The sequence below is a fragment of the Pantoea sp. PGP6 genome, assembly GCF_053474785.1.
Genome location: NZ_JBQBMA010000001.1, coordinates 1,658,704 through 1,683,067, shown reverse-complemented (window position 1 = coordinate 1,683,067; position 24,364 = coordinate 1,658,704). Strand labels below are relative to the sequence as shown.

General features: G+C 51.5%; 19 protein-coding genes and 1 tRNA gene. 13 read left to right on the top strand and 7 right to left on the bottom strand.

Annotated elements, in window-relative coordinates; genetic code table 11:
- Window positions 1-42: 42 nt before the first annotated feature.
- The 3 genes from ACLIBF_RS07905 to ACLIBF_RS07895 form a co-directional block, all read right to left on the bottom strand.
- Window positions 43-1,767: a glycoside hydrolase family 32 protein gene (locus ACLIBF_RS07905; RefSeq protein ID WP_448309506.1), complete on the bottom strand. Its 1,725-nt coding sequence runs from the start codon at window positions 1,765-1,767 to the stop codon at window positions 43-45.
- Window positions 1,715-3,136, bottom strand: coding sequence for an MFS transporter (locus tag ACLIBF_RS07900; RefSeq protein ID WP_279810836.1), 1,422 nt, complete (start codon window positions 3,134-3,136; stop codon window positions 1,715-1,717). Before ACLIBF_RS07900 ends, ACLIBF_RS07905 begins: the two co-directional genes overlap by 53 nt.
- A 124-nt stretch (window positions 3,137-3,260) precedes the next feature.
- Window positions 3,261-4,271 carry a LacI family DNA-binding transcriptional regulator gene (locus ACLIBF_RS07895; protein ID WP_279810832.1) on the bottom strand — a complete coding sequence of 337 codons (1,011 nt, stop codon included), beginning with the start codon at window positions 4,269-4,271 and terminating at the stop codon, window positions 3,261-3,263.
- A 331-nt stretch (window positions 4,272-4,602) separates the two neighbouring features.
- Between ACLIBF_RS07895 and ACLIBF_RS07890 the strand changes: the two genes are divergently transcribed.
- Window positions 4,603-5,301 carry an RluA family pseudouridine synthase gene (locus ACLIBF_RS07890; RefSeq protein ID WP_031376316.1) on the top strand — a complete coding sequence of 233 codons (699 nt, stop codon included), beginning with the start codon at window positions 4,603-4,605 and terminating at the stop codon, window positions 5,299-5,301.
- Between the two features lie 69 nt (window positions 5,302-5,370).
- On the opposite strand, the gene ACLIBF_RS07885 is transcribed toward ACLIBF_RS07890, so the two are convergent.
- Complete coding sequence (locus tag ACLIBF_RS07885) at window positions 5,371-5,910, bottom strand: DUF2058 domain-containing protein (protein WP_031376317.1); 540 nt, start codon at window positions 5,908-5,910, stop codon at window positions 5,371-5,373.
- 186 nt (window positions 5,911-6,096) lie between these two features.
- Here ACLIBF_RS07885 and ACLIBF_RS07880 point away from each other — a divergent pair, with 186 nt between their 5' ends.
- The 3 genes from ACLIBF_RS07880 (at window position 6,097) to ACLIBF_RS07870 (ending at window position 9,041) form a co-directional block, all read left to right on the top strand.
- Window positions 6,097-6,729, top strand: a complete 633-nt coding sequence (locus tag ACLIBF_RS07880; protein WP_046288231.1) for a TetR family transcriptional regulator — start codon at window positions 6,097-6,099, stop codon at window positions 6,727-6,729.
- 82 nt (window positions 6,730-6,811) lie between these two features.
- Window positions 6,812-8,194: a D-arabinono-1,4-lactone oxidase gene (locus ACLIBF_RS07875; RefSeq protein WP_159224180.1), complete on the top strand. Its 1,383-nt coding sequence runs from the start codon at window positions 6,812-6,814 to the stop codon at window positions 8,192-8,194.
- A gap of 16 nt (window positions 8,195-8,210) precedes the next feature.
- Window positions 8,211-9,041 carry a glycosyltransferase family 8 protein gene (locus tag ACLIBF_RS07870; RefSeq protein WP_279810819.1) on the top strand — a complete coding sequence of 277 codons (831 nt, stop codon included), beginning with the start codon at window positions 8,211-8,213 and terminating at the stop codon, window positions 9,039-9,041.
- Window positions 9,042-9,097: 56 nt separating this feature from the next.
- On the opposite strand, the gene ACLIBF_RS07865 is transcribed toward ACLIBF_RS07870, so the two are convergent.
- Complete coding sequence (locus ACLIBF_RS07865) at window positions 9,098-10,219, bottom strand: Gfo/Idh/MocA family protein (RefSeq protein ID WP_279810816.1); 1,122 nt, start codon at window positions 10,217-10,219, stop codon at window positions 9,098-9,100.
- A 343-nt stretch (window positions 10,220-10,562) separates the two neighbouring features.
- Here ACLIBF_RS07865 and ACLIBF_RS07860 point away from each other — a divergent pair.
- Both ACLIBF_RS07860 and ACLIBF_RS07855 read left to right on the top strand, forming a co-directional pair.
- A tRNA-Asn gene (locus ACLIBF_RS07860) sits at window positions 10,563-10,638 on the top strand.
- A 483-nt stretch (window positions 10,639-11,121) separates the two neighbouring features.
- Window positions 11,122-12,342, top strand: coding sequence for a multidrug effflux MFS transporter (locus ACLIBF_RS07855; protein WP_089562324.1), 1,221 nt, complete (start codon window positions 11,122-11,124; stop codon window positions 12,340-12,342).
- 122 nt (window positions 12,343-12,464) lie between these two features.
- On the opposite strand, the gene ACLIBF_RS07850 is transcribed toward ACLIBF_RS07855, so the two are convergent.
- Window positions 12,465-13,490, bottom strand: coding sequence for an alpha/beta hydrolase (locus ACLIBF_RS07850; protein ID WP_371601216.1), 1,026 nt, complete (start codon window positions 13,488-13,490; stop codon window positions 12,465-12,467).
- A gap of 275 nt (window positions 13,491-13,765) precedes the next feature.
- Here ACLIBF_RS07850 and ACLIBF_RS07845 point away from each other — a divergent pair, with 275 nt between their 5' ends.
- The 7 genes from ACLIBF_RS07845 to ACLIBF_RS07815 all read left to right on the top strand — a co-directional run bounded on the left by ACLIBF_RS07845 (window position 13,766) and on the right by ACLIBF_RS07815 (window position 20,149).
- Window positions 13,766-14,932, top strand: a complete 1,167-nt coding sequence (locus ACLIBF_RS07845) for an aldo/keto reductase (RefSeq protein WP_179420084.1) — start codon at window positions 13,766-13,768, stop codon at window positions 14,930-14,932.
- A gap of 14 nt (window positions 14,933-14,946) precedes the next feature.
- Window positions 14,947-15,627, top strand: coding sequence for a heavy metal response regulator transcription factor (locus ACLIBF_RS07840; protein ID WP_089562322.1), 681 nt, complete (start codon window positions 14,947-14,949; stop codon window positions 15,625-15,627).
- A gap of 15 nt (window positions 15,628-15,642) precedes the next feature.
- Window positions 15,643-17,100 carry a heavy metal sensor histidine kinase gene (locus ACLIBF_RS07835; protein ID WP_279810809.1) on the top strand — a complete coding sequence of 486 codons (1,458 nt, stop codon included), beginning with the start codon at window positions 15,643-15,645 and terminating at the stop codon, window positions 17,098-17,100.
- 64 nt (window positions 17,101-17,164) lie between these two features.
- Window positions 17,165-17,644, top strand: coding sequence for a (R)-mandelonitrile lyase (locus ACLIBF_RS07830; protein ID WP_064367692.1), 480 nt, complete (start codon window positions 17,165-17,167; stop codon window positions 17,642-17,644).
- Window positions 17,622-18,383: a carboxymuconolactone decarboxylase family protein gene (locus tag ACLIBF_RS07825; protein WP_064367691.1), complete on the top strand. Its 762-nt coding sequence runs from the start codon at window positions 17,622-17,624 to the stop codon at window positions 18,381-18,383. The genes ACLIBF_RS07830 and ACLIBF_RS07825 overlap by 23 nt, the downstream gene beginning before the upstream one ends.
- Window positions 18,384-18,392: 9 nt before the next feature.
- Complete coding sequence (locus ACLIBF_RS07820) at window positions 18,393-18,977, top strand: flavodoxin (RefSeq protein ID WP_279810805.1); 585 nt, start codon at window positions 18,393-18,395, stop codon at window positions 18,975-18,977.
- Window positions 18,978-19,084: 107 nt separating this feature from the next.
- Window positions 19,085-20,149, top strand: a complete 1,065-nt coding sequence (locus tag ACLIBF_RS07815) for an alpha/beta hydrolase (protein WP_279810804.1) — start codon at window positions 19,085-19,087, stop codon at window positions 20,147-20,149.
- A gap of 339 nt (window positions 20,150-20,488) precedes the next feature.
- Here ACLIBF_RS07815 and dsr1 read toward each other — a convergent pair whose 3' ends face one another.
- Window positions 20,489-24,328 carry an anti-phage defense-associated sirtuin Dsr1 gene (gene dsr1, locus ACLIBF_RS07810; RefSeq protein ID WP_279810803.1) on the bottom strand — a complete coding sequence of 1,280 codons (3,840 nt, stop codon included), beginning with the start codon at window positions 24,326-24,328 and terminating at the stop codon, window positions 20,489-20,491.
- Window positions 24,329-24,364: the final 36 nt, after the last annotated feature.

The window sequence follows — 24,364 nt, the reverse complement described above, 5'->3', positions numbered from 1 at the left end:
CCTTCGGTGACAGTAATAAGAAAAAATCGGCAGTAATTTGAGTTATGGCTGTGCGTAAGGGGAGTGATAGCGGGTTATTTTTGCCTGTGCGCCAGAGAGCGTTATTTCAGTCAGTGAGCTGCATGAATAATAACGTCGCGTTCCACACACACTCCCCTGCTGAGCGAAAACTTCCACTATTCCGGCATCAAAACATAATGTCACATCGCCCACCTTGGCCAGCGGAGCCTGATAACGGCCGTCATCCCGATCTTTTTCCAGCAGACGCAGAGTGTGTCCATCGTGCGCCAGAATAATCTGCTGCCCGGTTTGACCGGTCAGGGTCAGGCAAAAATGCGAGGTTGGGGTAAAGGTAATTATGCAGGACTTACAGGCAATACTGCCTGACCAATGACTCCACGCATCCAGCCGTTGTTCACTGATGATCAGCGATGCTGGCGGCAATACCGGTGTCATACAGAGTTGTTGCCGGGCATTAAGATGAAAACGACGCGGCAGAGACATTTCGCCGGAATAGGCAGAATGAACACTCTTTTGTGTCGCCCAGTTGTATAACCAGGCAAACCCTGTGCGACTGTCGCTTTCACCCCAGGTCTGCAGGGCATAGAAATCGGTGCCGAAATCCAGTATCTGCAGCGGTTGCGCTGAGGGAGTGAAATAACCGTGCCGAAAATCACCCGTTTGTGCAAATAACAGATTATGTCGTCCGGTTGTCGGCTCGGTGTAACCCACAATACCGATAATCAATACCCAGATGCCGTCAAGGCAGAAAAAGTCCGGGCATTCGACGCAGCGGCCCCCATTTTCCCGAAAATAAGGGGGAGCGGTGTAGAGCACATGATGGAATTGCCAGCTGTCACTGTCTTCGGAGTGAAACAGCAGCATGGCTGGATCGCCGTTCACCGACGCGCCCAGGATCATATAAAAGGTCGCGTCCGCTTCCTCATACCAGACTTTCGGATCGCGGAAATCACAATCGACGCCTGCTGGCAGCGCTGTTAATACTGTTTTTAACAAAGCAGGCTTGTCGTAAGCAGGCTGCGGGACCGCCATTTTCTGGATTTCTCGATAACCGCGATAGAGATCGTAAGCCGGAAGCCTTTCGGTATACCAGAAACGCGTTTGCCCCTCGGCATCGATGAAAGCGCTGCCAGAAAATGCGCCGCCCGTTGCCCCAAGCGCGGATAAATTCTGCTCTGGCTGAAGGAAAACCGGATAGTGACGCCAGTGGTAAAGGTCCTGACTCACCGCGTGGTTCCAGTGCATCGGCCCCCATTGAGTACTATGCGGATGGTATTGGTAAAACAGATGCCACTCATCACCTTTCCGATGCAGACCATTAGGGTCATTCATCCAGCCGGTACGTGGAGAAAAATGTAATGCCGGGCGTAAGTCTTCCTGCTGATAGTGCTCTGCAACTGCGCGGTCATCTCGCAGGCAAAGGTCGTTATTTTCGATATCAATAAAGCTGATGCCCTGCTGAGGGAGCGTGTCAGGGTGCCAGCTGTAACACAACGAAATTTCACTGTGCTCCGGTAACCACTCCAGAGAGACAATACCCTGCTGCCATGCGGTCCAGGTAAAGTATTGATAATACGGCGGAGCTGTTTCTATTTTGAAAAGCACCGCATTTTCCATGTGGATAGCAAATAGGGGCTGACCGGCCGGCTTTGTTTGCTTTAGCCATAAATCAAGCCGCTGACCTTGCTTAACATTAATGGACAGGGACATTTTTAAACTCCTGCGATTGAACCGAACCTTTTTCAAGCTCGCGTTTTGCGAGATCGACTTTAATTTTTTCCAGGAAGAGGTTATCCAGTTTGAAGTAGCGCACCATAAATGCGCTGATGAAATAACTCACCATCGGCAGTAGTGAGAACATGATAATAATGCCCTCAAGGGTCTGCGCATTTTGTTGCGGTTTGTTAGCGACATAGCCGGTATAGGACAGAATCCAGGCGACGATTGCTCCAGCGACCGCCAGTCCCATTTTCAGCATAAACAGATTACCGGCAAACGAAATACCGGTGAGCCGTTTGCCAAATTTCCAGTCACCGTAGTCATCGACGTCTGACATCATTGCCCACAGGATAGGTCCGGACTGAATTAAATGCAGAATATTAATGATCACAAATAGCGTAAGCAGTGGCGTCAGCGATTTTGGGTCAACAAACCACAGCGCGAAAGAGAGAACACCAAGGATAATATTAATCATGCGGAAGAGCTTAATTTTATCAAACCGGTCAGTCAGTGGCTTAGCTATTACGCTTCCCAGCATATTACAGGCGACACCAAGCGCCATAAAAAAGGTAATAAATCCAACGGAGGCCTGCATTACATAGGTGGCATAATAAATAGTTACAGCCCCCCGAATAAAAGCCGGGAAGACATTAAGAAAGGTAATCGTAATCATCAGCAGCCATTGGTCATTTTTAGCAATGTCTTTCAAATCTTTCATTAACGAATCATCAGACTTAATTGAAACAACGCGCTCTTTAATACTGGCAAAACAGAACAGGAACATCAGCGTCGCGGCGCACCCCATGATCACCATGGTCAACTGAAAGCCTGAAGCGCGGTTACCGTTACCCAACCAGTCGGTTAACGGTAAAATGGAGGAAGAGACAATCAGCGTCGCCAGGCCATTCAGGAAGAACCGCCATGATAAACAGCCCAGTCGCTCTTTTTGATTCAGGGTGATCACCCCCGCGACTGAGCAATAGGGAATGTTGATCGCGGTATAGATCAGTGACATCACCAGATAGGTCACCCAGGCATAAATAATTTTTCCGTTCATGCTCAGGTCAGGTGTGGTAAACATCACGATGGCGCCCAGGCCAAAGGGTACCGCCATCCATAACAACCACGGGCGGAACTTACCCCATCGACTTTGCGTACGATCGCAGATTGCGCCCATGATCGGATCGCTGAAGGCGTCAAAAATACGGATGACCAGAAATAGTGTTCCAACGACGCCAGGCGCTAATCCATATACATCGGTATAAAACCACGTCAGATAGAGCGCCAGTACACTCCAGATCATACAGGATCCCGCATCCCCCATCCCGTAACCGATCTTCTCTTTCAGACGCAGCTTTCCATAAGCGCTTTGTTTTTCCATTACCGTTGCGGACATAAAATCACCTCAATAATGCACAGCTCTAAAAATTAAACACAGAGCATTATCGCCAGCCCCTGTGCGGATGACTGAATAAAAATTTTCGACTCGTTTAAAAAGGATTAAGTGGGAAAAGCAGAAATCAGACAGCCGTGATATTAAGCGCGATACTGCTCTCACGTATAATTAACCGTGAGACAATTTCATACATTTCGATACTCTCCTGCTTATGGGTATTATTCACCATCTGGAATGCCAGGTGGGCAATCTCGCCAATCGGTTGAGCCACGCTGGTTATTTTTTTGGTCTGCGCCAGCAAGGTATTGTCAAAACTGGCGATAGCAATATCCTGCGGGACAGCCGCCCCTCTTTCCTTTAAGCCATCGATAACATAACTGGCAGCAACATCGTTATAGATCCAAAGAGAAGAGCATGCTTTTTTCCGGTCAGCTAATATCCCGATAATATCGTCCAGTATCCGAATATGGCCGGATATTTTTTCACCTTCGCCTTTCGCTATCCAGAATTGATTCTCTTTAGCGAGTGTTAAACCCTGACTGGTGATTTTCTTACTCCAGGCAGAGACTTTTCGATTATCGACGCCCTCCTGAGCAATAAAACCAAAAGTGGTATGCCCGGTCTGGATAAAATGCTCCGCAATAGCCTCTGCACCTTTCCTTTGATTGATAGAGACAGAATTAAAAAAACGAGAAACCTGCGTTACCACTGCCACCGGAATGCGGGTTGCGGTCAACCATTCCGCAAGTTCGCTTTCGGCCTCTGTCGGCACCCATAGCAGACTGTCGATCCCCATTCCGATTAGGCTGTGAATAATCTGCTTATCCTGTTGAGGCTGATTCTGATGGGTCTTAATAATTACCGATTTCCCGATGTATCTTGCCTCCTCTTCAAAGGTTGCCAGTAACTCAGAAAAGTGAGGATTCACCAGGTTTGGTAGCACCACGCCAATCAGCCCGGAACATTTACCACTCAGCTGAAACGCACTTTTGCTGGGGACATAGCAAAGGTAATCCATTGCATCACGTACTGCCTGGCGTGTTTCCGGCGTCACGCTGGGATGATGGTTCAGCACACGCGATACGGTCGCCGTAGACACTCCTGCTTTTTTTGCTACGTCTTTAATGGATGCCATGATAATGAGATGCGTCGTTTAATCAGGCGGTCACTATAAAGTGTGATGAAGGTCAAAAATGTAAGCCAGTTCACATGTTGCTGCGTTACATAAATCCCTGCTTATCCACTCAATTCAGTCTGAATTACGCTTTACCTTAAAAGAGAGACAACAGAGTATGTCATGGTTAGCCCGTTCCGCATTAGCTGGCGGCCAGGCAACACGCAGCCCCACAGCGGGCTGGTTAGACGGCGAGCATAACCGGCTGGCGTTCTGATCGCCCGCCATCCACCATTCGTCACATCAGGCAAAATTGGTTATTATCCGCCTCCCCTCACCTGCCGGTAGTCCGATGTCTGAGATAGTCGATAGTTTTGTTGCGCCGCCGTGTCATGACCCGATTGAGATCCTCTATCAGGATGAGCATCTGCTGCTGATCAATAAGCCCGGCGGGCTACTGAGCCTGTCCGGCAAAAATCCGCTGAATCTTGATTCGGTGCATCACCGGCTGGTGAAAAGCTTCCCCGGCTGCACGCTGGTCCATCGACTGGATTTCGGTACTTCCGGGTTGATGGTGATTGCCCGCAACAAGGCGATCAATGCGGCGCTCTGCCAGCAGTTCAGCCAGCGCAGCGTGCGCAAAATCTATAGCGCGCTGTTGTGTGGCCATCTGGCCGATGACGACGGAGTGATTGAGGCGGCGATTGCCAAAGATCCGGCGCGCTTTCCGCGGATGACGATTTGCGATCGCCACGGCAAGCCGGCACGTTCACATTATCAGGTGGTTGAGCGCGTTGATTACGCGCAGCAGGATGGCAGCACGGTGCCGGTTACGCGGGTGGTGCTGACCCCGGAAACCGGGCGCACTCATCAACTGCGGATTCACTGCCAGCTGCGCGGTCATCCGATTCTGGGCTGCGACCTGTATGGCGGGCTGCTGTTACCCGGCAGTGAAAAGACGCCGCGACTGATGCTGCACGCCAGCGAACTGCATTTTGTTCATCCGGTCAGTGGCGAAGCGATTCACGCCCGGCACGCCACTCCGTTCTGACCCGGATGAGACGCAGCAGCGCCAGCTCTGGCCCGGCTGGCACTGCGCAACATCCGCTTTAACGCGGACTTACCACATCAGGTCATCCGGCACTTTGAAGTCTGCATACGGATCGTCCTCATCCTGCGCTTCCTGACTCAGCGCGCTGTTCAGTACGATGCTGCTGGCATCGCGCTGCGCAATTTTATCCGCCACGCTGGCCGGGATAATCGCATACTGATTCTCGCCGCCGTTCTCTGCCGCCAGACGGGCAATAGCAAGACGGCCGCTGATCAGCTGCGCCTGGGTCAGCTTATCGACATTGATTTTTTTAATCAGGTTGTTATCGGTGAAGTTAAAGCCGATATTGCCTTTTGAAATATCAATCTTATTCATTTCAATCAGCTGCTTGACCTGCGCTTTATACTCTTTGGATAAAACGGCTTGTTTCTGCTGCTCATTCAACTGCCTGTCGCGCTCAAGCTGCGCTTTTTTATTTTCTTCGACCGCCGCTCTGGCTTCACGCGCCTGAACCCGTGATTTCTTAGCGGTACGCTGCACTTTGTCCATCTTCTTGCTGCTGACTAATCCCGCTTTCAGCATCTGCTCTTGTAAGGTGAGTTTGGTCATTTTGGTTTCTGAGCCTGTTACGAAATTTCAGCGATTATACCTGTAAATTCCCGGCCTGTGTCAGGTTGCGGGCGTTGATCGCCGCGCACAATCTTCGGCGCTGCCTGCCGCGCCGCGCTGTCGGTTAAACGCATCCTTCTGCCGCTGTGCTACCATTCTCCGGTCAAAATCACCCTGTTGAGCACTATGTCGGAATTAACCAAACGTAAAAATGACCCTGAAGGGCTGAAGAAACGTATTATCGCGGGCGCACTGAAAACCTTTGCCGAGTTTGGCATGCAGGGCGCACGGCTGGAGCAAATTGCCGAACATGCGCAGACCACTAAACGGATGGTGGTGTATCACTTCGGCAGCAAAGAGCAGCTCTATATTGATGTGCTGGAACAGGTTTATCAGCAGATCCGCCAGCACGAAACCGGCCTCAACCTGGCGGCGATGGAACCGGAACTGGCCATGACCCGCCTGGTCGAAGCCAGCTTTGATTACCATGTCGCCCACCCCGACTTTATGCGACTGGTGTGCAGCGAGAACCTGTTACGTGGCCGCTATATCAGCCAGTCAACCCAGATTAAAACCCTTAATCGCAGCGCGCTGGACGTGCTGGATGACATTCTGGCCCGTGGTCAGCAGCAGGGGCTGTTTATCGAAGAGGTGCAGACGATAGACGTGCACCGCCTGATCAGCAGTATCTGCGTGCACCACGTCTCCAACCGCTACACCTTTAATGCGTTGTTCAGCCCGGATAACAGTGAAGAAGAGAGTATTCGCCGTAATCGTCAGCTGGCGGTAACCGCAACGTTACGTTATATCCGCAAATAATCTGGCGTCGTTCCGGCTTGGCTTAGTCATAGTCTACGCTTAGTGAATACCGTCATAAAATCGCCATAAAAGGAATGCTGTTGTGAGCAGAGACGCCCACCTTTATCCGCTTCGCCACACCGACGTTAATCCCAAAGATGACGTGCTATGGAACTGGGCGCAAAACGCACAGATCGGTAGCCGCCACCAGGTGCAGCGTCCCGCCAGTGAAGAAGAACTTCAGGCACTGCTGCGCCAGTCACAGGGCCAGATCCGGGTGATTGGCAGCAAACTCTCCCCTGGCCGTATGCTGCACGTCAGCGAACAGGATCTGCTGCTGGATCTCAGCGCATTCAGCGGTCAGACTGCCAGCGATGAACATAGCGTGACCTTTGGTGGTGCGACCCCGCTCGATCAGGTTTACCGCACCCTGACCGGGATGAACCGGATGCTGGCATCGTCGCCAGGGGTGATTGCCATTCAGACGCTGGCTGGTGCCATGGCGACCGGTACTCACGGTCAGGGTCTGCAGCAAAGTTCGATTGCTGATGAAGCGCTGTCGATTCGCATGGTGCTGACCGATGGCAGCGTGCGGGAGTTTACGCGCGGCGAACCGGACTTCCCGGCGGCGCAGGTTTCACTTGGCGCGCTGGGTATCGTGACTGCCGTGACGCTGCGAACCGAACCGTTTCGCATCTTCACCTGCCACAAAAATGCGGTTTCTGCCGATACGCTGGAGCAGGATCTGCTGCGCTGGAATGATGAATATCCGCTCAGCAAAGCCTGGTGGTTTGTCGACGATAATCGGGTCCACGTCTGGAACGCTCACCAGGCGAGTGACGACGAACGTCTGCGCTATGAACAGCAGGATCGTCAGGTGGTTGAGCATGAAGGTCAGGCTGATGACAGTCTGAACGACACCATCGATCAGACGCTGGCGCACATGCATCGTGATACCCAGATCCAGGGCAAAGGCGGTAAGCAGTTTCGCACCGTGACCCGTTTTCGCGATTTCACCGATGTTACCGGTGACATCTACCAGCTGTTTTGCCGCGGCATCGCGGTGCCGCAGATCAATGTCGAAATCGGCGTACCGCTGGCGAAAACGCCTGCCATCATCAGCCGGATCAAGCAGTGGTATGCGGCAAACCGTCCGCATATGCACTACCCGATCATCCTGCGTTGTACCGGTGCCTCCTCTGCCTGGCTGAGTCCGGCGTATGACCAGCCAACCTGCTTCTTCGGCTTCGTGGTGTACTACGCGGATGACGGCTCGCTCTCGCCCGACGGTCTGCATTTTTTGACCGAAGTAGAAAAACTGCTGGCCGATGAGGGCGGACGCCCGCACTGGGGCAAATATTACGACGAAGAACGCTATCGCTGGCGTGAGATCTACCCGCAGTGGGATGCGTTCCGTGCCCTGCGCAGCCAGCTCGATCCGCAAGGCCGATTAGGCAATGACTACATCGCCCCACTTTTTGACTGAATTAATAAGGGAAAATATGTTTGCCTGGGTAACGCTGTTAACTCAACCCGACTATCTGGTGGGCGTAAAAGCGCTGCACCATTCGCTGAAGCAGAGCAACAGCCAGTGGCCGCTGGTGGTGATGACCACCTCAGCGATTTCCGCCGAAGATTGCCAGGCTTTGCAGGCCGAAGGCTGCGTGATAGCGCCGGTTGAGCCGATCTACCCGCGCGCCGATCTGGATCAGCATTATGCTTCGGCGCAATTTGGCGAAGTGTGGACCAAGCTGCGTGCCTGGCAGCTGACTGATTATCAGCGCGTGGTGTTTCTCGATGCCGATATGCTGGTGCTGCAGAATATGGATGAGCTGTTCACGCTCGATCTCGGGGATAACCTGATGGCGGCGTGTCACGCCTGTCGCTGCAATCCGAACCAGATTGCCACTTATCCGGCGGACTGGCAGCCCGAGCAGTGCCATTACACCTGGCAGGCGCGGGGTGAAGCCGCGCCTGCCAGCCTGGACTATTACCTGAACGGCGGTTTTCTGGTGCTGACGCCGGATAATGCGGTTTACGAGGCACTGGAACAGCGGATTGCGGCGATTGATGACCTGAGTGCGTATCCCTTCTCAGAGCAGGACCTGCTAAACGAGGCGTTCGCCGGCCGCTGGAAACCGCTCTCTTACGTTTATAATGCGCTGAAAACCTTACCGTTCCAGCACAGCGCGATCTGGCGTGACGACGAGGTGAAGAATCTGCACTTCATCCTGGCGAAGCCGTGGAAACGCGACCTGAATCAGCCGGAAAGCCAGCGCGACCGCTACTACGCGCTGGATAAGCTGTGGTGGGAAAAAAGCGGCCTCGCCTGATCTCTACCGGGCAGGAAGTCACCGCTTCCTGCCCGCTTAGTCCCCCACCGCCAGCGCTACACCGTCATCCAGCGACGCTCCAGCGCAGACAGCGCAATCGCCTCCAGCACCTTCTGCACCTGTAATCCTTCCGCAAAATCGGGCCACATACGATCGCCTGCCGCAATGCCGTTAATTAAATCGCGGATCTCAACCGTCTTCTGATCGTTGAAGCCGATGCCATGTCCGGCCGACACGCAAAAGTTGGCATAATCGGGGTGCGCTGGCCCGGTCAGCAGCGTTTTAAAGCCCTGCCGTCCGGCCGGTTCATCGTGAATATAGAGTTCCAGTTCCGCCATGCGCTCCTGGGTATAGCGCAGCGTGCCTTTGGTGCCGGTGACGACATAGGTCAGCCCCATCTTGGCACCACAGGCGATGCGGGAGGTTTCAATTACGCCATGCGCCCCGTTGTGGAAACGCAGCAGCGCACTGGCCTGATCTTCGTTTTCCACCGGCAGCTGACGGCTGAGATCTTTCGGGTCCGGGCGTGAAGTGATGACCGTCATCATGTCGCCACTGACCTCGGCGATAACCCCCACCAGATAGTGCGCCATGTTGACGATATGCGCCGCCAGATCGCCGAGCGCACCGAGCCCGGCCAGCGCTTTCTGACAGTGCCAGTCGAGCGGCGTCTGCGGTTTTGCCAGATAATCTTCGTTATGGGTGCCGTAGAAATGCACCACCTCACCAATCTCGCCATTGGCAATAATCTCTCTCGCCAGCTGGCTGGTGGGGTTTTTCATATAGTTAAAGCCGACCAGGGTTTTGACGCCGGCGGCCGTGGCGGCGGCCACCATCTCTTCGGCATCAGCCACACTCAGCGACAGCGGCTTTTCGGAGTAGACGTGCTTACCGTGGCGGATCGCCTCCAGCGCCATCTCTTTATGCAGGAAGTTGGGGGCGCAAATGTCGACCACATCGATAGCCGGATCGCGCACCAGCTCGCGCCAGTCGCCGGTCGAACGGGCGAAACCAAAGGTTGCGGCCTGGCGGGCGGCCAGGTCCGGGTTTACTTCCGCCAGCATCTCCCGCACGATCTCGCCTTTCAGCGCAAAAACGGTGGGTGCCTGGGCATATGCAATGGCGTGACAGCGACCAATATACCCACTGCCGATCATGCCGATTCTGACTTTGTTCATCTCAACTCCATACACGCATCATAAGGTTGAAATGAAATCTAAATTTCATTTATGCCGTTTACAAAGCCAGAATGAAATAAATGTGACGATGGTGGAAAACAATCCGCCAGAACCACTGATTACGCCGCCTGACAAGGACTGCTCTGCGGCAAAACACCTCATAAAAACCTCACTTTTGCCGGCCCGAGCTTTTTTACTTAGCGGCGGGAAACCGGCGAAAAGCGGACATTTCAGACGCGACCACCACCGGCAGTGGCGACTATTTCAGCAGTCAGGCGACTTTGTGAAAAAGAGCTTTGACATGGCCCGGACGGGCCGTTACTATGCGCCCCGTTCCAACAATTCCTCTGTAGTTCAGTCGGTAGAACGGCGGACTGTTAATCCGTATGTCACTGGTTCGAGTCCAGTCAGAGGAGCCATTTTTAAGAAGCCCGCTCAGGGAAACCTGAGCGGGCTTTTTGCTTTTGGCTTTTTTGACCGGCGGTTATGAGCGAAAAGCGGAAATTGGCAACTGTTCTAACCACTGATAATGGCATCACTAAAATCGCGGTGTGTTAATCAGCGGTGAGCAAGGCAGTCCGCTTGGAAAACCGAACTTATCCTACGCTAAGACTAACCTACGGCTTTATGACGAAATTTTTCTTAGATTAGACAGGAAGGCATGCTGTTTTATGATCTGATAATTCGTGCCCTTGTCTGCAATCACAAATCGTGCCTGAAACGATACCTCGATTCTTCCCCATAAGGCCTAAGATAAGCACCTGTTCAAATCATTTTTTCACTGCCTTCGCAATTCCCAATATTAATGAATGTTATTCATAGTCCCTATCCTCCCCTCGGTGATTAACAGCGAGCTTAAACCCGTTAATATGCCCTTATCTCTTCATGTCCAACGGATCACCATGCTTAATCAACAGACACGTACACAGTCAGCTACAGCTAACAATACAGGTCTATCATTTCTACTCATTCTCAGCGCCCTGATGGCTGTTACCTCTTTATCAACCGACATCTATCTTCCGGCTATGCCCGTCATGGCGAAAGATTTGCAGGGTGATGCTGAGCTGACGATCACAGGGTTCCTTATCGGCTTTTGCATTGCGCAACTGATTTGGGGACCGATTAGCGATCGTTACGGGCGTCGTCTGCCGCTGTTTATCGGTTTAGGCCTATTCATCATCGGCTCGGTGGGCTGCGCATTATCAACAGATATCGTGCAAATTATCTTCTGGCGTGTTTTTCAGGCGTTAGGTGCCTGTACCGGGCCGATGTTGGCACGAGCAATGATCCGTGACCTGTTTAGCCGCACTCGTGCAGCACAAATGCTTTCGACCCTGATGATAATCATGGCCATCGCGCCGATTGCCGGGCCCCTGATCGGCGGGCAGATGATTAAAGTCACCTCGTGGCATGCCATTTTCTGGCTGCTGGCGATTATCGGAACATTAATGCTGATGTCTTTATTCTGGTTACCGGAGACATTACCTGTTGAGAAACGCTCGCAAGCCTCCGTAACCAGAGCCTTTCACAATTACTATGCCTTGCTCACCAACGCCAGATACATGCGGTTTACCCTGTGCCTGACTTTTTATTACGTTGCAGCCTACGCCTTTATCACCGGTTCTCCGTTTGTATACATCACGTACTTCGGTGTTGACCCGCAGCATTACGGTTGGCTGTTTGCAGTAAACATTGTGGGATTAATGGCAGTGAGCATGGTCAACAGACGCCTGGTTCACCACTATCCACTGGAAGCGTTGCTCAGGAATGCCGTATTCATCGCCACTATTGCGGCAATAGTGCTGGCGGTCACGACCGGCCTGGGTGTCGGTGGAATTACCGTGATTATCGGCGCTGTGTTCGTGTTCTTCTCTATGAATGGCATCATCGCTGCGACATCCACGGCTTGCGCACTTGACGCCGTTCCTAATGTTGCAGGCTCGGCGTCGGCGCTAATGGGCGCGTTACAATACGGTAGTGGCATCATCTCTTCACTTCTTCTCGCTCTGTTCAGTGATGGCACACCATGGACGATGGGCTGGATAATTGCGGTGTTTACGGCAGCCAGCGCCTTGATGGCATTGACTGTTCAGGTAAAAAACAACTATCCCCTGCCCGAATGATTTTATGAATTTCATTCATAGTGGCTATTAACCAGACGTAATTATCTTTCATCCCGACTCCGTTAATCTGAACGATAAATTTTGGATAAGTCGATACCCGCCGGGGTATCGACAGATGCGGATTAAATATTCTTATCGAAGAAGACGTCTAACTTTTGCAAAGCCTTGTCAACGTATTTGGGCACCCAATACGTCTCGATATGGGTAGCACCATCGATCAGGAAGAGTTCTTTGTCCTTCGTACCGGTGGCTTTCGCGAACGCACCTTCAGTCATATAGAGCGTATCCGCTTTTGTACCGGCAATCATCAGCAGTGGTTTATTGATGAGATTGATATGGTCCGTTACGTCAAAGCTCATCAAGTCTAACAGGCTGCTTGTAGTGTATTTAAACGTAGAGTTCGGATGGGCGTGGGTTTTCCAGTAATACTCGTAGCCCTGGCGATACAAGGCAAAAGGTAATTTAGCAATCTGTTCATCAGTCAGGTTGGCATCGCCGGAGTAAAGCACCTCTCCTCCGGCGGCTTCCTGAGCACGTGCGTCAGAAGCCTGCTGAAGACGCTGCTGGATAGTATCCAACTGTGAATCCTGCATACCATTGCGGCGCACAAGACCTGAATTAAACATGCTGATGGTTGCGATCGATTTGAACCGTTTGTCCGTCTCGGCAGCAACAAGTGAATAACCGCCACCACCGCAAATGCCAAGCAGACCGAGGCGGGAAGTATCAACCCCCGGATACTGGCTGATGTAGTCAGCCATGCCGTGGATATCTTCGATGCGATTAGCGGGTTTATCCACGCTGCGAGGCATCCCACCGCTAGCGCCCTGATAAGCCGCGTCGGCGGTAATCGTGATGTAGCCCTGCTCGGCGAGACGCTGGGCATATAAACCCGCGACCTGCTCTTTTACGCCACCATTAGGATGTGCGACCACCACGGTAGGATATTTTTTGGCAGGATCATAGTTAGCAGGGGTATAGACATTCGCAGCAATCTGGATGCCATGCAGATCGTATTTAACTGGATGGATGTTGACCTTGCCTTTGACGTTCTCAGTGATGGCACCGTCATAGACGAGGGTGAACGGATTTTTTTTGTAATCAGCCGCATTGACTGAGGTCACTCCGGCCATTGCCGTTATCAGCATTGCACTTATAAGTGTGAATTTCATGGTATCTCCCGAAGAGTGGCGACCTGTCCAGGCAGGCTCGCGATATCAAATATGCAGACTCAGATTAGGGAGTGAGAGCTGTCAGCATAGTGACAGGCAAATAACAATTTTGTCAGGAAGCCGCCAAGTGGCAGGTAATCATTTCTGACAATGCTGTCAGGTAACCGTCAGCTTTATGTTGGCAATCAGAAGGCAGAATGTTCTCGCTTTAATGAGATTCATGTTCAATTTTCTGAGAAAAGGAGTAATCAATGAAAAGCCAGAATGACCCAACAATGCCAGAGCGACGCAAGCTATTAGTCGCCGGGGCGGGTATTGCCGCCGCCTCGCTGATTCCCCACGTATCGGCGGCGAGCCAATCCTCTCAGGTCGATTCCTCCAGACAAACCAGCCAACGCAATGCTGCTCCGGGCAAGCGTAAACTCGGGAAGCTGGAGGTTTCTGCCGTCGGTCTGGGCGTGCAGAACATGAGTCGTAAATACGACACTTCCGTTCCCTGGCGCCCCGAGATGATCAATGTTATCCACCGGGCATTTGATGAAGGGGTGACGTTTTTCGACGCAGCTGAAGCCTACGGCCCGTTTGAAGTCGAAAAAATTCTCGGGGAAGGCATCGCCCCGTTCAGGGACAAAATCGTTATCGCCACCAAGTTTGGCTGGAACATTGACCAACAGACGGGTAAGCGTCTGCCGGGCCTTAACAGCAGGCCTGAGCATATCAGGCAGGTCGTCGACAATATGCTCAAACGCCTGCGTACCGATCGTATCGACTTACTGTATCAGCACCGGGTTGATCCGCAGATCCCGATCGAAGATGTCGCCGGAGTGGTGAAAGATTTAATAGATCAAGGGAAAGTCCTGCACTGGGGTCTGTCTGAAATGGGCATCAACACACTGAGACGCGCCCATGCAGCATTACCCGTTACCGCCGTACAAAGTGAATACTCCATGCTCTGGCGCGACCCTGAAAAGCAGGTGCTTCCGGTATGTGAAGAGCTGGGAATTGGCTTTGTGCCATGGAGTCCACTCGGCGTGCAGTTTTTAACGGGCTGGATTGATGAGAAGACCCGGTTCGCTACCGGTGATTTCCGGGCAACAGAAACGCGCTTCTCGCCTGACAACCTTCCACACAACTTACAGCTGGTAGCACTACTGAAATCCTGGGCAATAAGAAAAAATGCCGCACCGGGCCAGATTGCACTGGCATGGCTACTGGCCCGTAAACCTTGGATAGTTCCCATCCCTGGCACCACCAATAAAGACCATATGCTGCAAAACACAGCGTCTACCGGCATATCGCTGACTGCCGCAGAAATGACCGAGCTCACCCGCTCACTGGATGCCATCACTATCCAGGGTCAACGTCTGCCGGATGCCGTGCAGGTTTATTCAGATGTTGAAGCTCCGTTGAAAAGTTAAGAGGAAGTCCCGTTATGCGCCTGTTGTTAGTCGAAGATGAAGAAAAAACGTCAACCTATCTCAGCCGTGCGCTGGGCGAGTCTGGATTTACGGTAGACGTCTCTGCAGATGGCGCTGAAGGTCTTCATTACGCGCTGGAGTTCGACTACGACGCGATAATCCTGGATGTGATGTTGCCAGGGATGGATGGCTACCGGGTTCTCGAGGGTGTGCGGGCAGCTAAACAGACGCCGGTGCTGATGCTCTCTGCACGAGGATCCGTCGACGAGCGCGTCAAAGGGCTTCGTCTTGGCGCGGATGATTATCTTCCAAAGCCCTTTTCGCTTATTGAGCTGGTGGCGCGCATTCAGGCACTGGTGCGTCGCCGCTCTACGGATGGCGCGGACATCACCCAACTGCAAATTCACGATCTGCACCTCGACTTACTGTCTCGCCGCGTTTTTCGCGCCGGAACGAGGCTGGAGCTGACCGCAAAAGAGTTTTCCCTGTTGAGCCTTCTGGCCCGGCATCAGGGGGAGATCCTGTCAAAGATGATGATTGCAGAGCAGATATGGGACATGAATTTTGATAGCGATGCCAATGTGGTTGAAGTCGCCATTAAACGCCTGCGTGCCAAAGTTGATGCTCCGTTCGATATCAAACTGTTACATACCGTTCGTGGCATGGGATATGTCCTCGAAGTCCGGACCGAATAAATGAAGGGGATAAGCATGCCTAAGCGTTCCATCTCCGTTCATCTGGCGCTGATGTTTGCCTTATCCGCGCTGCTGATTGTCTCCGTTATCGGCATCCTGCTCAGAAGCTCTTTGCATGACTCTTTGCAAAAGCAGATGCACAACGAACTGTTGTTCCGGGAATCATTAATGAGTCCGTGGATCACCGCACGAACCTCGGCTGAGGGCTGGTCAACGCTTGCCAATAAATTCACCGTGTTAACCAATTCTGAAGGTGAGCGAGTTCGCTACTGGATAGTAAGCGATAACCCACGCTTCAGCATCGGGGGAACACCACCAGTGGGTGTTCAGTGGTCTTCATTACAGGAGGGCTTTAATAAAGTGCCAGGTGCATCAGAAGGTGCATGCTCGCTGTTCCTGTTAGTCAAAACCATCCCCGCGAACGGAGAAAGACCTGAGCTGCGCTATGTGGTTGCCATCGACTCCACGCCATACATGGGAACACTTGATGCGTTCACGCGTACATTGCTGATCATTACCGCACTGGGCGTCGCGATTGTCGCCTTACTGGGTTACATCGTATCAAGGATCGGTCTTCGTCCGGTTAGGGCGCTCAGTAAACAGGCCCGGCAACTCGCTCCCGGGGACCATGGTCAGCGCCTGAATACCGAAGCATTACCTGACGAATTACAGCAGTTAGCATCATCTTTTAATGGCGTGCTGGAACGGCAAGAGGTCGCCTGGAGGCAGCTCGAGAGCTTCAATGCCGATGTTGCGCATGAACTCCGTACCCCGCTGACGAATCTGATTGGTCAGACGCAACTGGGTCTCTCACGCCGGCGTTCGCATGAAGAACTGGAAGAGTTACTGGGTTCCAATCTCGAGGAGCTTGAGCGTATGACGTCAATCGTAAACGACATGCTGTTCCTGTCTCATGCTCACGCGGGTGAACATGCGTCCCAGCTTACGCAGGTTTCCCTGCGGGAAGAAACCCTGAAAACAGCGGAGTATGTGGAACCCTCTTTTGCGGAAAAACAGCTTTTTCTGGATGTGGAGGGGGATGTCACCGCGCATATCGACCGGCGGCTGTTCCACCGCTCACTGGCTAATTTACTGGAAAACAGCGCAAGACATTCACCCTCCAGCAGCAGGTTAACGGTGCGGTTAAGCGAAAAAGGTCATCAGGCCTGTGTTGAAGTTTCAAACCCTGGCGATCCGATATCGCCAGAGCACTTACACCGGCTTTTCGAGCGATTCTATCGCGTTGACACCTCCCGGGCCAGAAGTGATACCCATCATGGGCTGGGCCTGTCGATCGTGCGTGCTGTCGCCATTATGCACAGGGGGGATGTCTTTGCGCGTAGTGAAGGTGGCATCAATACATTTGGCCTCACCTTTGCAATACAAGCGGATAAAGCGGCGGGCAATGCTCAATCCGGCGCTGAGCCGGGACCCGGGTTAACTGACAGAATTGTCAGGGGGGCGTCAGCCTGACGTCATCACCCTCTCGATAAAATCATCGCAGGCAATCCCCTCTTCATTGATAAGGACGCTTTGCATGATCGGACATTTACGTTACCTCGGGCTGTTACTGCCCTTCTTCACCTTTTCATCCTGGGCAGCGGAGCAAAATCCCGCTGTCCATATTGCCCCAGCAGGAAGTCAGAACGCGGTGTATGGGCCAGCGGAGAATTTTACCGGTCGCGTCCGGGTTGATCCTCTCTTCAAACCTGATAACGACATCCGTGTTTCCGGGGCTTATGTCACCTTTGAACCCGGAGCCCGTTCTGCCTGGCATACGCATCCGGCAGGTCAGCGGCTTATTGTGACCTCGGGTGTTGGGCTCACACAACAAGAAGGCCAGCCGGTGCAGATTATCCGCGCGGGCGATGTTGTCTCTTGCCCTGCGGGCGTCAAACACTGGCACGGGGCGGCACCCGGCAGCGCGATGACGCATCTGGCGATAACCGGGGTTGTGGATGGTAAGAGCGTTAACTGGATGGAGAAAGTGACAGATGAACAATACCACGCCCATTAAGGCATTAACGGCAGCGGTACTGCTGACCTTTGGTTTTGGTCTCACGGCAAATGCTGCGCCCGTCAATAAAGGAGCCTCAGAAATGAACCACGAACAAACCGTTTCGGATACGCTGTCGGCTCGCCAGCAGGCCATCCCGTTGATTGCGGCATCGATGGCCAGCAGTCAGATGGATAAGCTGAATGCAGCCCTGAATCAGGGACTTGATGCAGGACTCACCATAAACGAAACCAAAGAGATTCTCGTCCAGCTTTATGCCTATACGGGCTTCCCCCGTAGCCTGAATGCGCTTAGTGAACTGATGAAGGTCGTCGAAGCACGTAAACAACGTGGCATCGAAGACGTTGAGGGTAAAGAACCGGTTGCTCCGATCCCTGTCGGGGATGAGCTTCGCCGTGTCGGTACCGCAAATCAGACTAAAATCTCAGGCGCTCCCGTTCAGGGCCCTCTGTTTGATTTTGCCCCGGTCATTAATCAATTCCTGCAAACGCATCTGTTCGGCGACATTTTCGCCCGCGATAACCTCAACTGGCAAAGCCGCGAGCTGGCAACGGTTGGCGCATTAGCGGCCACACCAGGCGTTGAAGCCCAGCTATTATCGCATACGCGAGCCAGCATGCGGGTCGGCCTGACGGCAGCGCAACTGCGCCAACTGGCACAGGTTCTGCGTGAACATGGCGAAAATGATGCGGCTACGCGAGCTGAAAAGGCGCTGCAACAGGCGCTCACAAACAATTAGGAGTTGGGTATGGAGCATGATCCTAACCGCAGAATGTTAATCACCGCGCTTGCCGGGCTCACACTGGCGAACGTCTCCCTGGCGACAGCTGCCACCGGAAACGCAAACGTGCAGGGCACAAGCCGTATTCTGGTGGCGTACTTTTCCCGCAGCGGAAATACACGGGTGATTGCGGGCGTCATTCACCGTAGCCTGAACACCGATCTGTTTGAAATTGAACCGGCCACACCTTATCCGGAAGACTATTTTCAGACCGTTGAACAGGTGAAAAATGAGCGTGAGCGAGGAGTCAAACCCGCATTAAAAAATAGCGTTGCAGATATCTCACGCTACGAGACAGTGTATTTAGGCTTTCCGATCTGGGGGACCAGCGTGCCGCCTGTAGTGCAAGCATTTCTCAGCAGCCACAACCTTGCGGGCAAATTACTCATCCCCTTCATTACTCACGGTGGCTACGGTAAAGGAGACAGCGACGACATCCTTGCCAGTCTTGCCCAAACTGCGCGTCGGGAAAAACCGCTTGTTATTGAATGCGACCAGGAGCGAAGAACAACTGAAACGGTCACCAGTTGGTTAGAGACAATACGCAGTTAATCGTCCGCATTAATGAATCTGCCAAATAAGGGCAATCAGGGGTGCTAAATAATTAACGCTAACAACTCAGATATGATTGAACGGCAAACATAACAGAGGATGTAATCTTGAAGACAATCTTAAAAACGCTGGCCATCTGCGTAATGGCGGGTGGCCTGGTGGCTCAGTCGGTCTATGCCGAGCCGCTGGTCATTCAGGAACAAGGAAGCTTTTCTGCTGGTGGCACCATCATCACCGCCCCAGGAACATTTGATGCGAAAAAGCCGCTGGAGTCTGCTGGCCAAACCTACCATGGCGATCATGCGTCTGTGTTCTACCAAATCCCGGAGAATCCGCATAAATACCCTATCGTCATGCTGCACGGCGCAGGTCAGTTCTCCCGTACCTGGGAAAGTACCCCGGATGGTCGCGAAGGGTTCCAGAACATCTTCCTGCGTCGCGGGTTCTCAACTTATCTTGTCGATCAGCCGCGTCGGGGCAGCGCCGGACGTACGACGGTAGAAGGTACTGTTACGCCTAAACCGGATGAACAGATGTGGTTCAATCAGTTCCGCGTTGGCGTGTGGCCAGAGTATTTTAAGGGCGTTCAGTTCTCTCACGACAAAGAAGCGTTGAACCAGTATTTCCGTCAGATGACCCCGAACACCGGGCCGTTTGATATCAATGTTATCTCTGATGCGATGTCCGCCGTCGTGGATAAATCCGGCCCCGCTATCCTCTTCACCCACTCTCAGGGTGGCGGACCAGGCTGGTACACGGCGATGAAAAATGACAAGGTCAAAGCCATTGTCGCCTTTGAGCCTGGCAGCAGCTTTGTCTTCCCGGAAAAAGAACTCCCAGCCCCTATGCCAAGCGCGTTCGACACGCTGAAGGGTGAGCCAGTGCCGATGGAGCAGTTTATGGCTCTGACCAAAATCCCGATTCTGATTATTTACGGCGATAATATACCGGATAAGCCTGTCACCATGCCTGCGCAGGACAGCTGGCGCGTACGTCTGGCAATGGCTCGTGAGTGGCGTGACGTGGTGAATAAGCATGGCGGGGATGTGACGGTAACGCATCTGCCAGAAGTGGGAATCAAAGGGAATACCCACTTCCCGTTCTCTGATTTAAATAATGTGCAGATTGCTGATTTGGTTAGTAAATTTTTGAAGAAAAAAGATCTGCAGTAGGAAGAGCCAATATTGAGCCTTCATTAATGAAGGCTCGATACAAACATCAGTTTTATCAAAAAAATAAAATGGAAACGTGATGCTCTGCTTTGATCGAGGAGCAGAAGTTCGCTTTTAATACTAGTCAGTAATAACCTCTAGACGATCTGTAATACATCATCGTCACGACTCTGACTATGTAAGCTCACCTGATTTCATGAACAAATACATACTACCTCGGAGTAGGTAAATGAAATCGCCATCATCCCTGACAGCTCTGTGACAGTTTTAAGCGGATTTCTCAAGCGCTTATTATAGAAGCATATTACAAAAAGATTATTGTGCTTAAATAGCACGCCGCTATGAGACACTAAATCTCCTAGAGTGCTCTCTCAACCGTAAATATTGAGCATTTTTCTCAAGATCTGGTGCTGCACTGATAATCTCATCCAGACATAAACTCAAATTCTTGGACAACCATTGCCGGTTTGTAGTTGAAATTATGGCATTAAGCAGTTCCACTACTTCGGCAGCAAATCGCTTACATAATCCAGATTCATGCAGACGGTTTAAGACGTAGCTTGGGTGTTCAATGGGTTGTAACCAAGCGAAAATCTCTTGTAAAGCTGCAGGAAATTCATCTCTGGCAGCAATGACCAATTGAGTAAGAGATACTGCAATTTTCGGTGTAGCCAACTCACGTGATTTCGGCCAGATGTTTCTCCAGAATGGTTGAACACGGTTCTTCCAGTAATCTTCTCGTTGATCGGCTGCACCATCCAGTGCCTGATAAAGCGCCTGGGCACACTTTTCAAGCCCATCATGCGGTAGCGCACCAAACGCTCTACGAAATTCCTCTACGGTGTAATCCTCTGTCGGCCCCAGAGCTGCATAAGTGAGAAAGCTTGCGTATTGCTGGCGATGTTCACCCAGTTCCTCATAGTGGTTTGCGCTGTCCAGTAGCTGATATTTGAAGGCTGTCATTAATGGCTGGTACAAGCGAGGCGACCACAGAAAGCCCTCCCATAGCGCTTTCGCCTCAATAGAATCGCCCCAGTCAAAAAATGGTAAAAGAAACTGTTCAGTCCAAGAACGATCAACTCGGAAGAGTGCTATTAATTGCGCCCCCAACACTACCCGCGCATGGATAAATTGCTCTATGGTTGGGTCGCACAGGTTTGTGAAAATAAGCTTGAGATCGTCAGGAAGCTGGTCGTTATCATTTGGGTTCCGTTTGAACCACAAATTTATCAAGGCTTGCGCAATATGACCGACGGGATGATTAATTGCGGACATAACGGGACTGTAATTTTCGATTCCATTAGTAACAAAATGAGCATCGCCCCCTCTTCCAAGCGGAAGTGCTAACACTTTTTGGGAGATAGATAGCAGTAGATATTCGTTGTGGTTTGCTGCCTTAGATACCATTTCTATCCAACGCGAGACGCTTTGAAGTATCTCCATAAGTACGTGAGCGGGTATAGCCTGAACTAGAGGTGCACAATATCTCCACGAGCGTGATACCAGCCCTTCTTCAGACCAAACTTGGAGAGCTTCACTCCATCGTTTCACGGGCCAAATATCTTTTTTTGCCAGTGCGTAAAGCGCTGACACACTGAGGAACAATCGCGTGCGGCAAACATCACGCCATGTATCTTCGTAAAAAAAGCGATCATCTGGGATTTCTTTGGTGAGCCATTCCACTAATTCCTGCCGCTTGCCAGGAGCAATGACAACTTGTCGACTGTTCTCATAATCAGGATCACCCGTGCCACTCATCCAGTGAGAGAATTCGTCGCGTTCATTATCATGTAACTGCCAGTCAGGATGGGCATTGGATAATTCTGCCAAACGCGCTGATGCTATTTCTCCCAAGGTAAGGCAAGAAAGATTAAGTTTTGCCAGATGCAACCAAATAGAATGAGCGACAAGGTACTGCCACCTCTCTTCCTCAATATCTTCACGATACATCCTACGTGGAGGCCCTTCCAGAATTACAGACTCAAGTTGCTCCTGTTCATGGCTTTTCAGACTTCGTCCCTGTAATACCAATAACCTATAAACCTCCCTTCCAGTATCACTTGACCATAACCACCACGCGTTGTCGGACAACAACCACTCAACCCACTTTTCTGAAGGAATGGAATCATCGTTGCTTGCAGCAAAAAGAGCGAGGCGTTTGAAGGTAGGGTAAGGCAAATCAAACCAGTTCAGCGCGATTAATGTTGCACGCGCACTGCTATTAGCTCTGACCGAAAGCCATGAATCTCGCAGAAGTTCAATTAAACAAGTCCAGTCGTGGAATCCTCGGTTCTGCCAGTGTGGAATAATAGAGGGAAGGTCCCAGTATGATCGGTCACTATTCTCATCAGCCTCCCCTAGTTCGCGCAGCAGGTCCAGCGCATCACGTAGTAGCTGTTGAAAATCGTCCAGCAGAGAAGGTAGGGCTGATTTCCAGACTTCACTGTCGAGTGTACCCAATGCAGAATTAACATCATCTGCAGTCAATACAAGCTCAAAGTCAACTAATTGCCTGATAGTATCTGGGTTATCAATTCTGCCCTCGTCATAACCCCAGCGAAATGGTTTCTTCAATGCGATCTTCGGAGCAAGCAATTCGCGAAGATTTAATCTCATTGTCGTCGTCATTCCCTCCCAATTTAGGCGATTAATCCACTGATAAAGATCAGCATTAAGTCCGTATGATTTCACCCTCTTGGTGAGCAGCAAATTCCATAAAGTACGCATAAGAGGCACAGGAATAGCATTAGGTGAATTTGTTCGAATATCATCAAGTTCAGAGGTTTTGCTTTCACGCTCCAGTCTACAAAGAAATTCTAACTGGTTCTCAATCATCCACTCCCAACGTTCATGTAGATGACCTCCACGTTCCGCAATCCAGATCACCAGTCTTGGGTCGTTCAGATGACGTAGCAACCAACGGCTAATGTGACCCATCACATCGTCCCACAGACTCTCAGAACGACCATTAGATGCAAGGCACATATAGGGCGCAAGGATGTAAGGCGCAGGTCGCCGCAGCATGCTAAAGCAAAGCTTTGTATCTACCACCTCGTGAGGAGGTACACCAAAGCGGATCAGATCTTCATATTTGAAACGCTCAGAGCCAAATGGCTCGAACAACCAGTCCAGAGAGGGAACTGGATTGAAATCAGCAAAACGCTTAGCTGGTAATCCCGATTTATCCGACAATACCCATAACATCCGTCCGACAAAGTTGTCCTGCCTCGTCGTGTCTTGTGGCCTGGCTAGGGCATGTTTGACAACAATAGCTTCTTTACCCTCAATCCCATCCCGGTATGTATCTGCCCAAGCATGAAGAGTTTTATGAAGTGCGGAATGGTCATGGCTACCGGCAGGAACACTATAAAGAATAGGTGTCACCCCCTTGGCTTCCCACTCAAGGGCTTTTTTATGTTCATTGCCTGGCTCACTATCTCCCAGTGCCCAAGCTTGGGGAGTCATTTCCCCCAACATACGGTCTGCTGCTAATGCATCCATCATGTATCGCAATACTGGGTCATTAATACTATAACCCACGAAGCACACAACATAGTTTCGAAACAGTTCACTGACGAAACGGGCAGCCCAACGTTCGGTAAGATAAGCCAGTCCAAAATCCCCGCTGGTAACTACCAGACGGTTTAGTGCCGTATCATCGGTTTTTTCAGGTAGTAAACCGTGCAAAAAGACTACCCCATCCCACTTACTGCTCTTTGGAATAGGAAGCATCGGAGATGAATATGACTGGAATGGCTGACGCGTACGTTTTGCCGCTACGTGAAAGAGGCGATCAAAGTTAGTAGTAACTAGACGCAGTGCACCTTTTCGACTTCGTGATAAACGCAGCAATGCAGCCTGAGTATCAGTGGCTCCCTTGAGGCGAATCTTTGGTTTGAGCGCATTGAAAAGAGCGCGGCGAACATCCATTCTCTGGCCGGGCAAACGTCGCTCAAGAAGATCGAGTGTGGCATCATATTGATCACGTTCTAATGTAGCCTTCTCAATATCCGAAGGTTCAGTTCCGTTCAGCCGGTAAATCTCTTCGACTAACCCTTTGAAACCCGGTAGCTGCGCGGGATATGAAATACCCGCTCCGCAGAAAAATACCACACGACCTTCTTCATGAGCCTGTAGAAGTGACTCGGGGATGTCAGGGCCGTTTGTTATAAATTGCATACCTTATGTTCCCTATTCAGTTTCCTTGGCATATTT

Coding starts and splice junctions, on each gene's coding strand:
- ACLIBF_RS07880 (WP_046288231.1), top strand. CDS start 6,097: ATGTCGGAATTAACCAAACGTAAAAATGACCCTGAAGGGCTGAAGAAA.
- ACLIBF_RS07835 (WP_279810809.1), top strand. CDS start 15,643: ATGCCTAAGCGTTCCATCTCCGTTCATCTGGCGCTGATGTTTGCCTTA.
- ACLIBF_RS07895 (WP_279810832.1), bottom strand. CDS start 4,271: ATGGCATCCATTAAAGACGTAGCAAAAAAAGCAGGAGTGTCTACGGCG.
- ACLIBF_RS07855 (WP_089562324.1), top strand. CDS start 11,122: ATGCTTAATCAACAGACACGTACACAGTCAGCTACAGCTAACAATACA.
- ACLIBF_RS07870 (WP_279810819.1), top strand. CDS start 8,211: ATGTTTGCCTGGGTAACGCTGTTAACTCAACCCGACTATCTGGTGGGC.
- ACLIBF_RS07830 (WP_064367692.1), top strand. CDS start 17,165: ATGATCGGACATTTACGTTACCTCGGGCTGTTACTGCCCTTCTTCACC.
- ACLIBF_RS07890 (WP_031376316.1), top strand. CDS start 4,603: ATGTCTGAGATAGTCGATAGTTTTGTTGCGCCGCCGTGTCATGACCCG.
- ACLIBF_RS07885 (WP_031376317.1), bottom strand. CDS start 5,910: ATGACCAAACTCACCTTACAAGAGCAGATGCTGAAAGCGGGATTAGTC.
- ACLIBF_RS07840 (WP_089562322.1), top strand. CDS start 14,947: ATGCGCCTGTTGTTAGTCGAAGATGAAGAAAAAACGTCAACCTATCTC.
- ACLIBF_RS07900 (WP_279810836.1), bottom strand. CDS start 3,136: ATGTCCGCAACGGTAATGGAAAAACAAAGCGCTTATGGAAAGCTGCGT.
- ACLIBF_RS07865 (WP_279810816.1), bottom strand. CDS start 10,219: ATGAACAAAGTCAGAATCGGCATGATCGGCAGTGGGTATATTGGTCGC.
- ACLIBF_RS07825 (WP_064367691.1), top strand. CDS start 17,622: ATGAACAATACCACGCCCATTAAGGCATTAACGGCAGCGGTACTGCTG.
- ACLIBF_RS07845 (WP_179420084.1), top strand. CDS start 13,766: ATGAAAAGCCAGAATGACCCAACAATGCCAGAGCGACGCAAGCTATTA.
- ACLIBF_RS07850 (WP_371601216.1), bottom strand. CDS start 13,490: ATGCTGATAACGGCAATGGCCGGAGTGACCTCAGTCAATGCGGCTGAT.
- dsr1 (WP_279810803.1), bottom strand. CDS start 24,328: ATGCAATTTATAACAAACGGCCCTGACATCCCCGAGTCACTTCTACAG.
- ACLIBF_RS07820 (WP_279810805.1), top strand. CDS start 18,393: ATGGAGCATGATCCTAACCGCAGAATGTTAATCACCGCGCTTGCCGGG.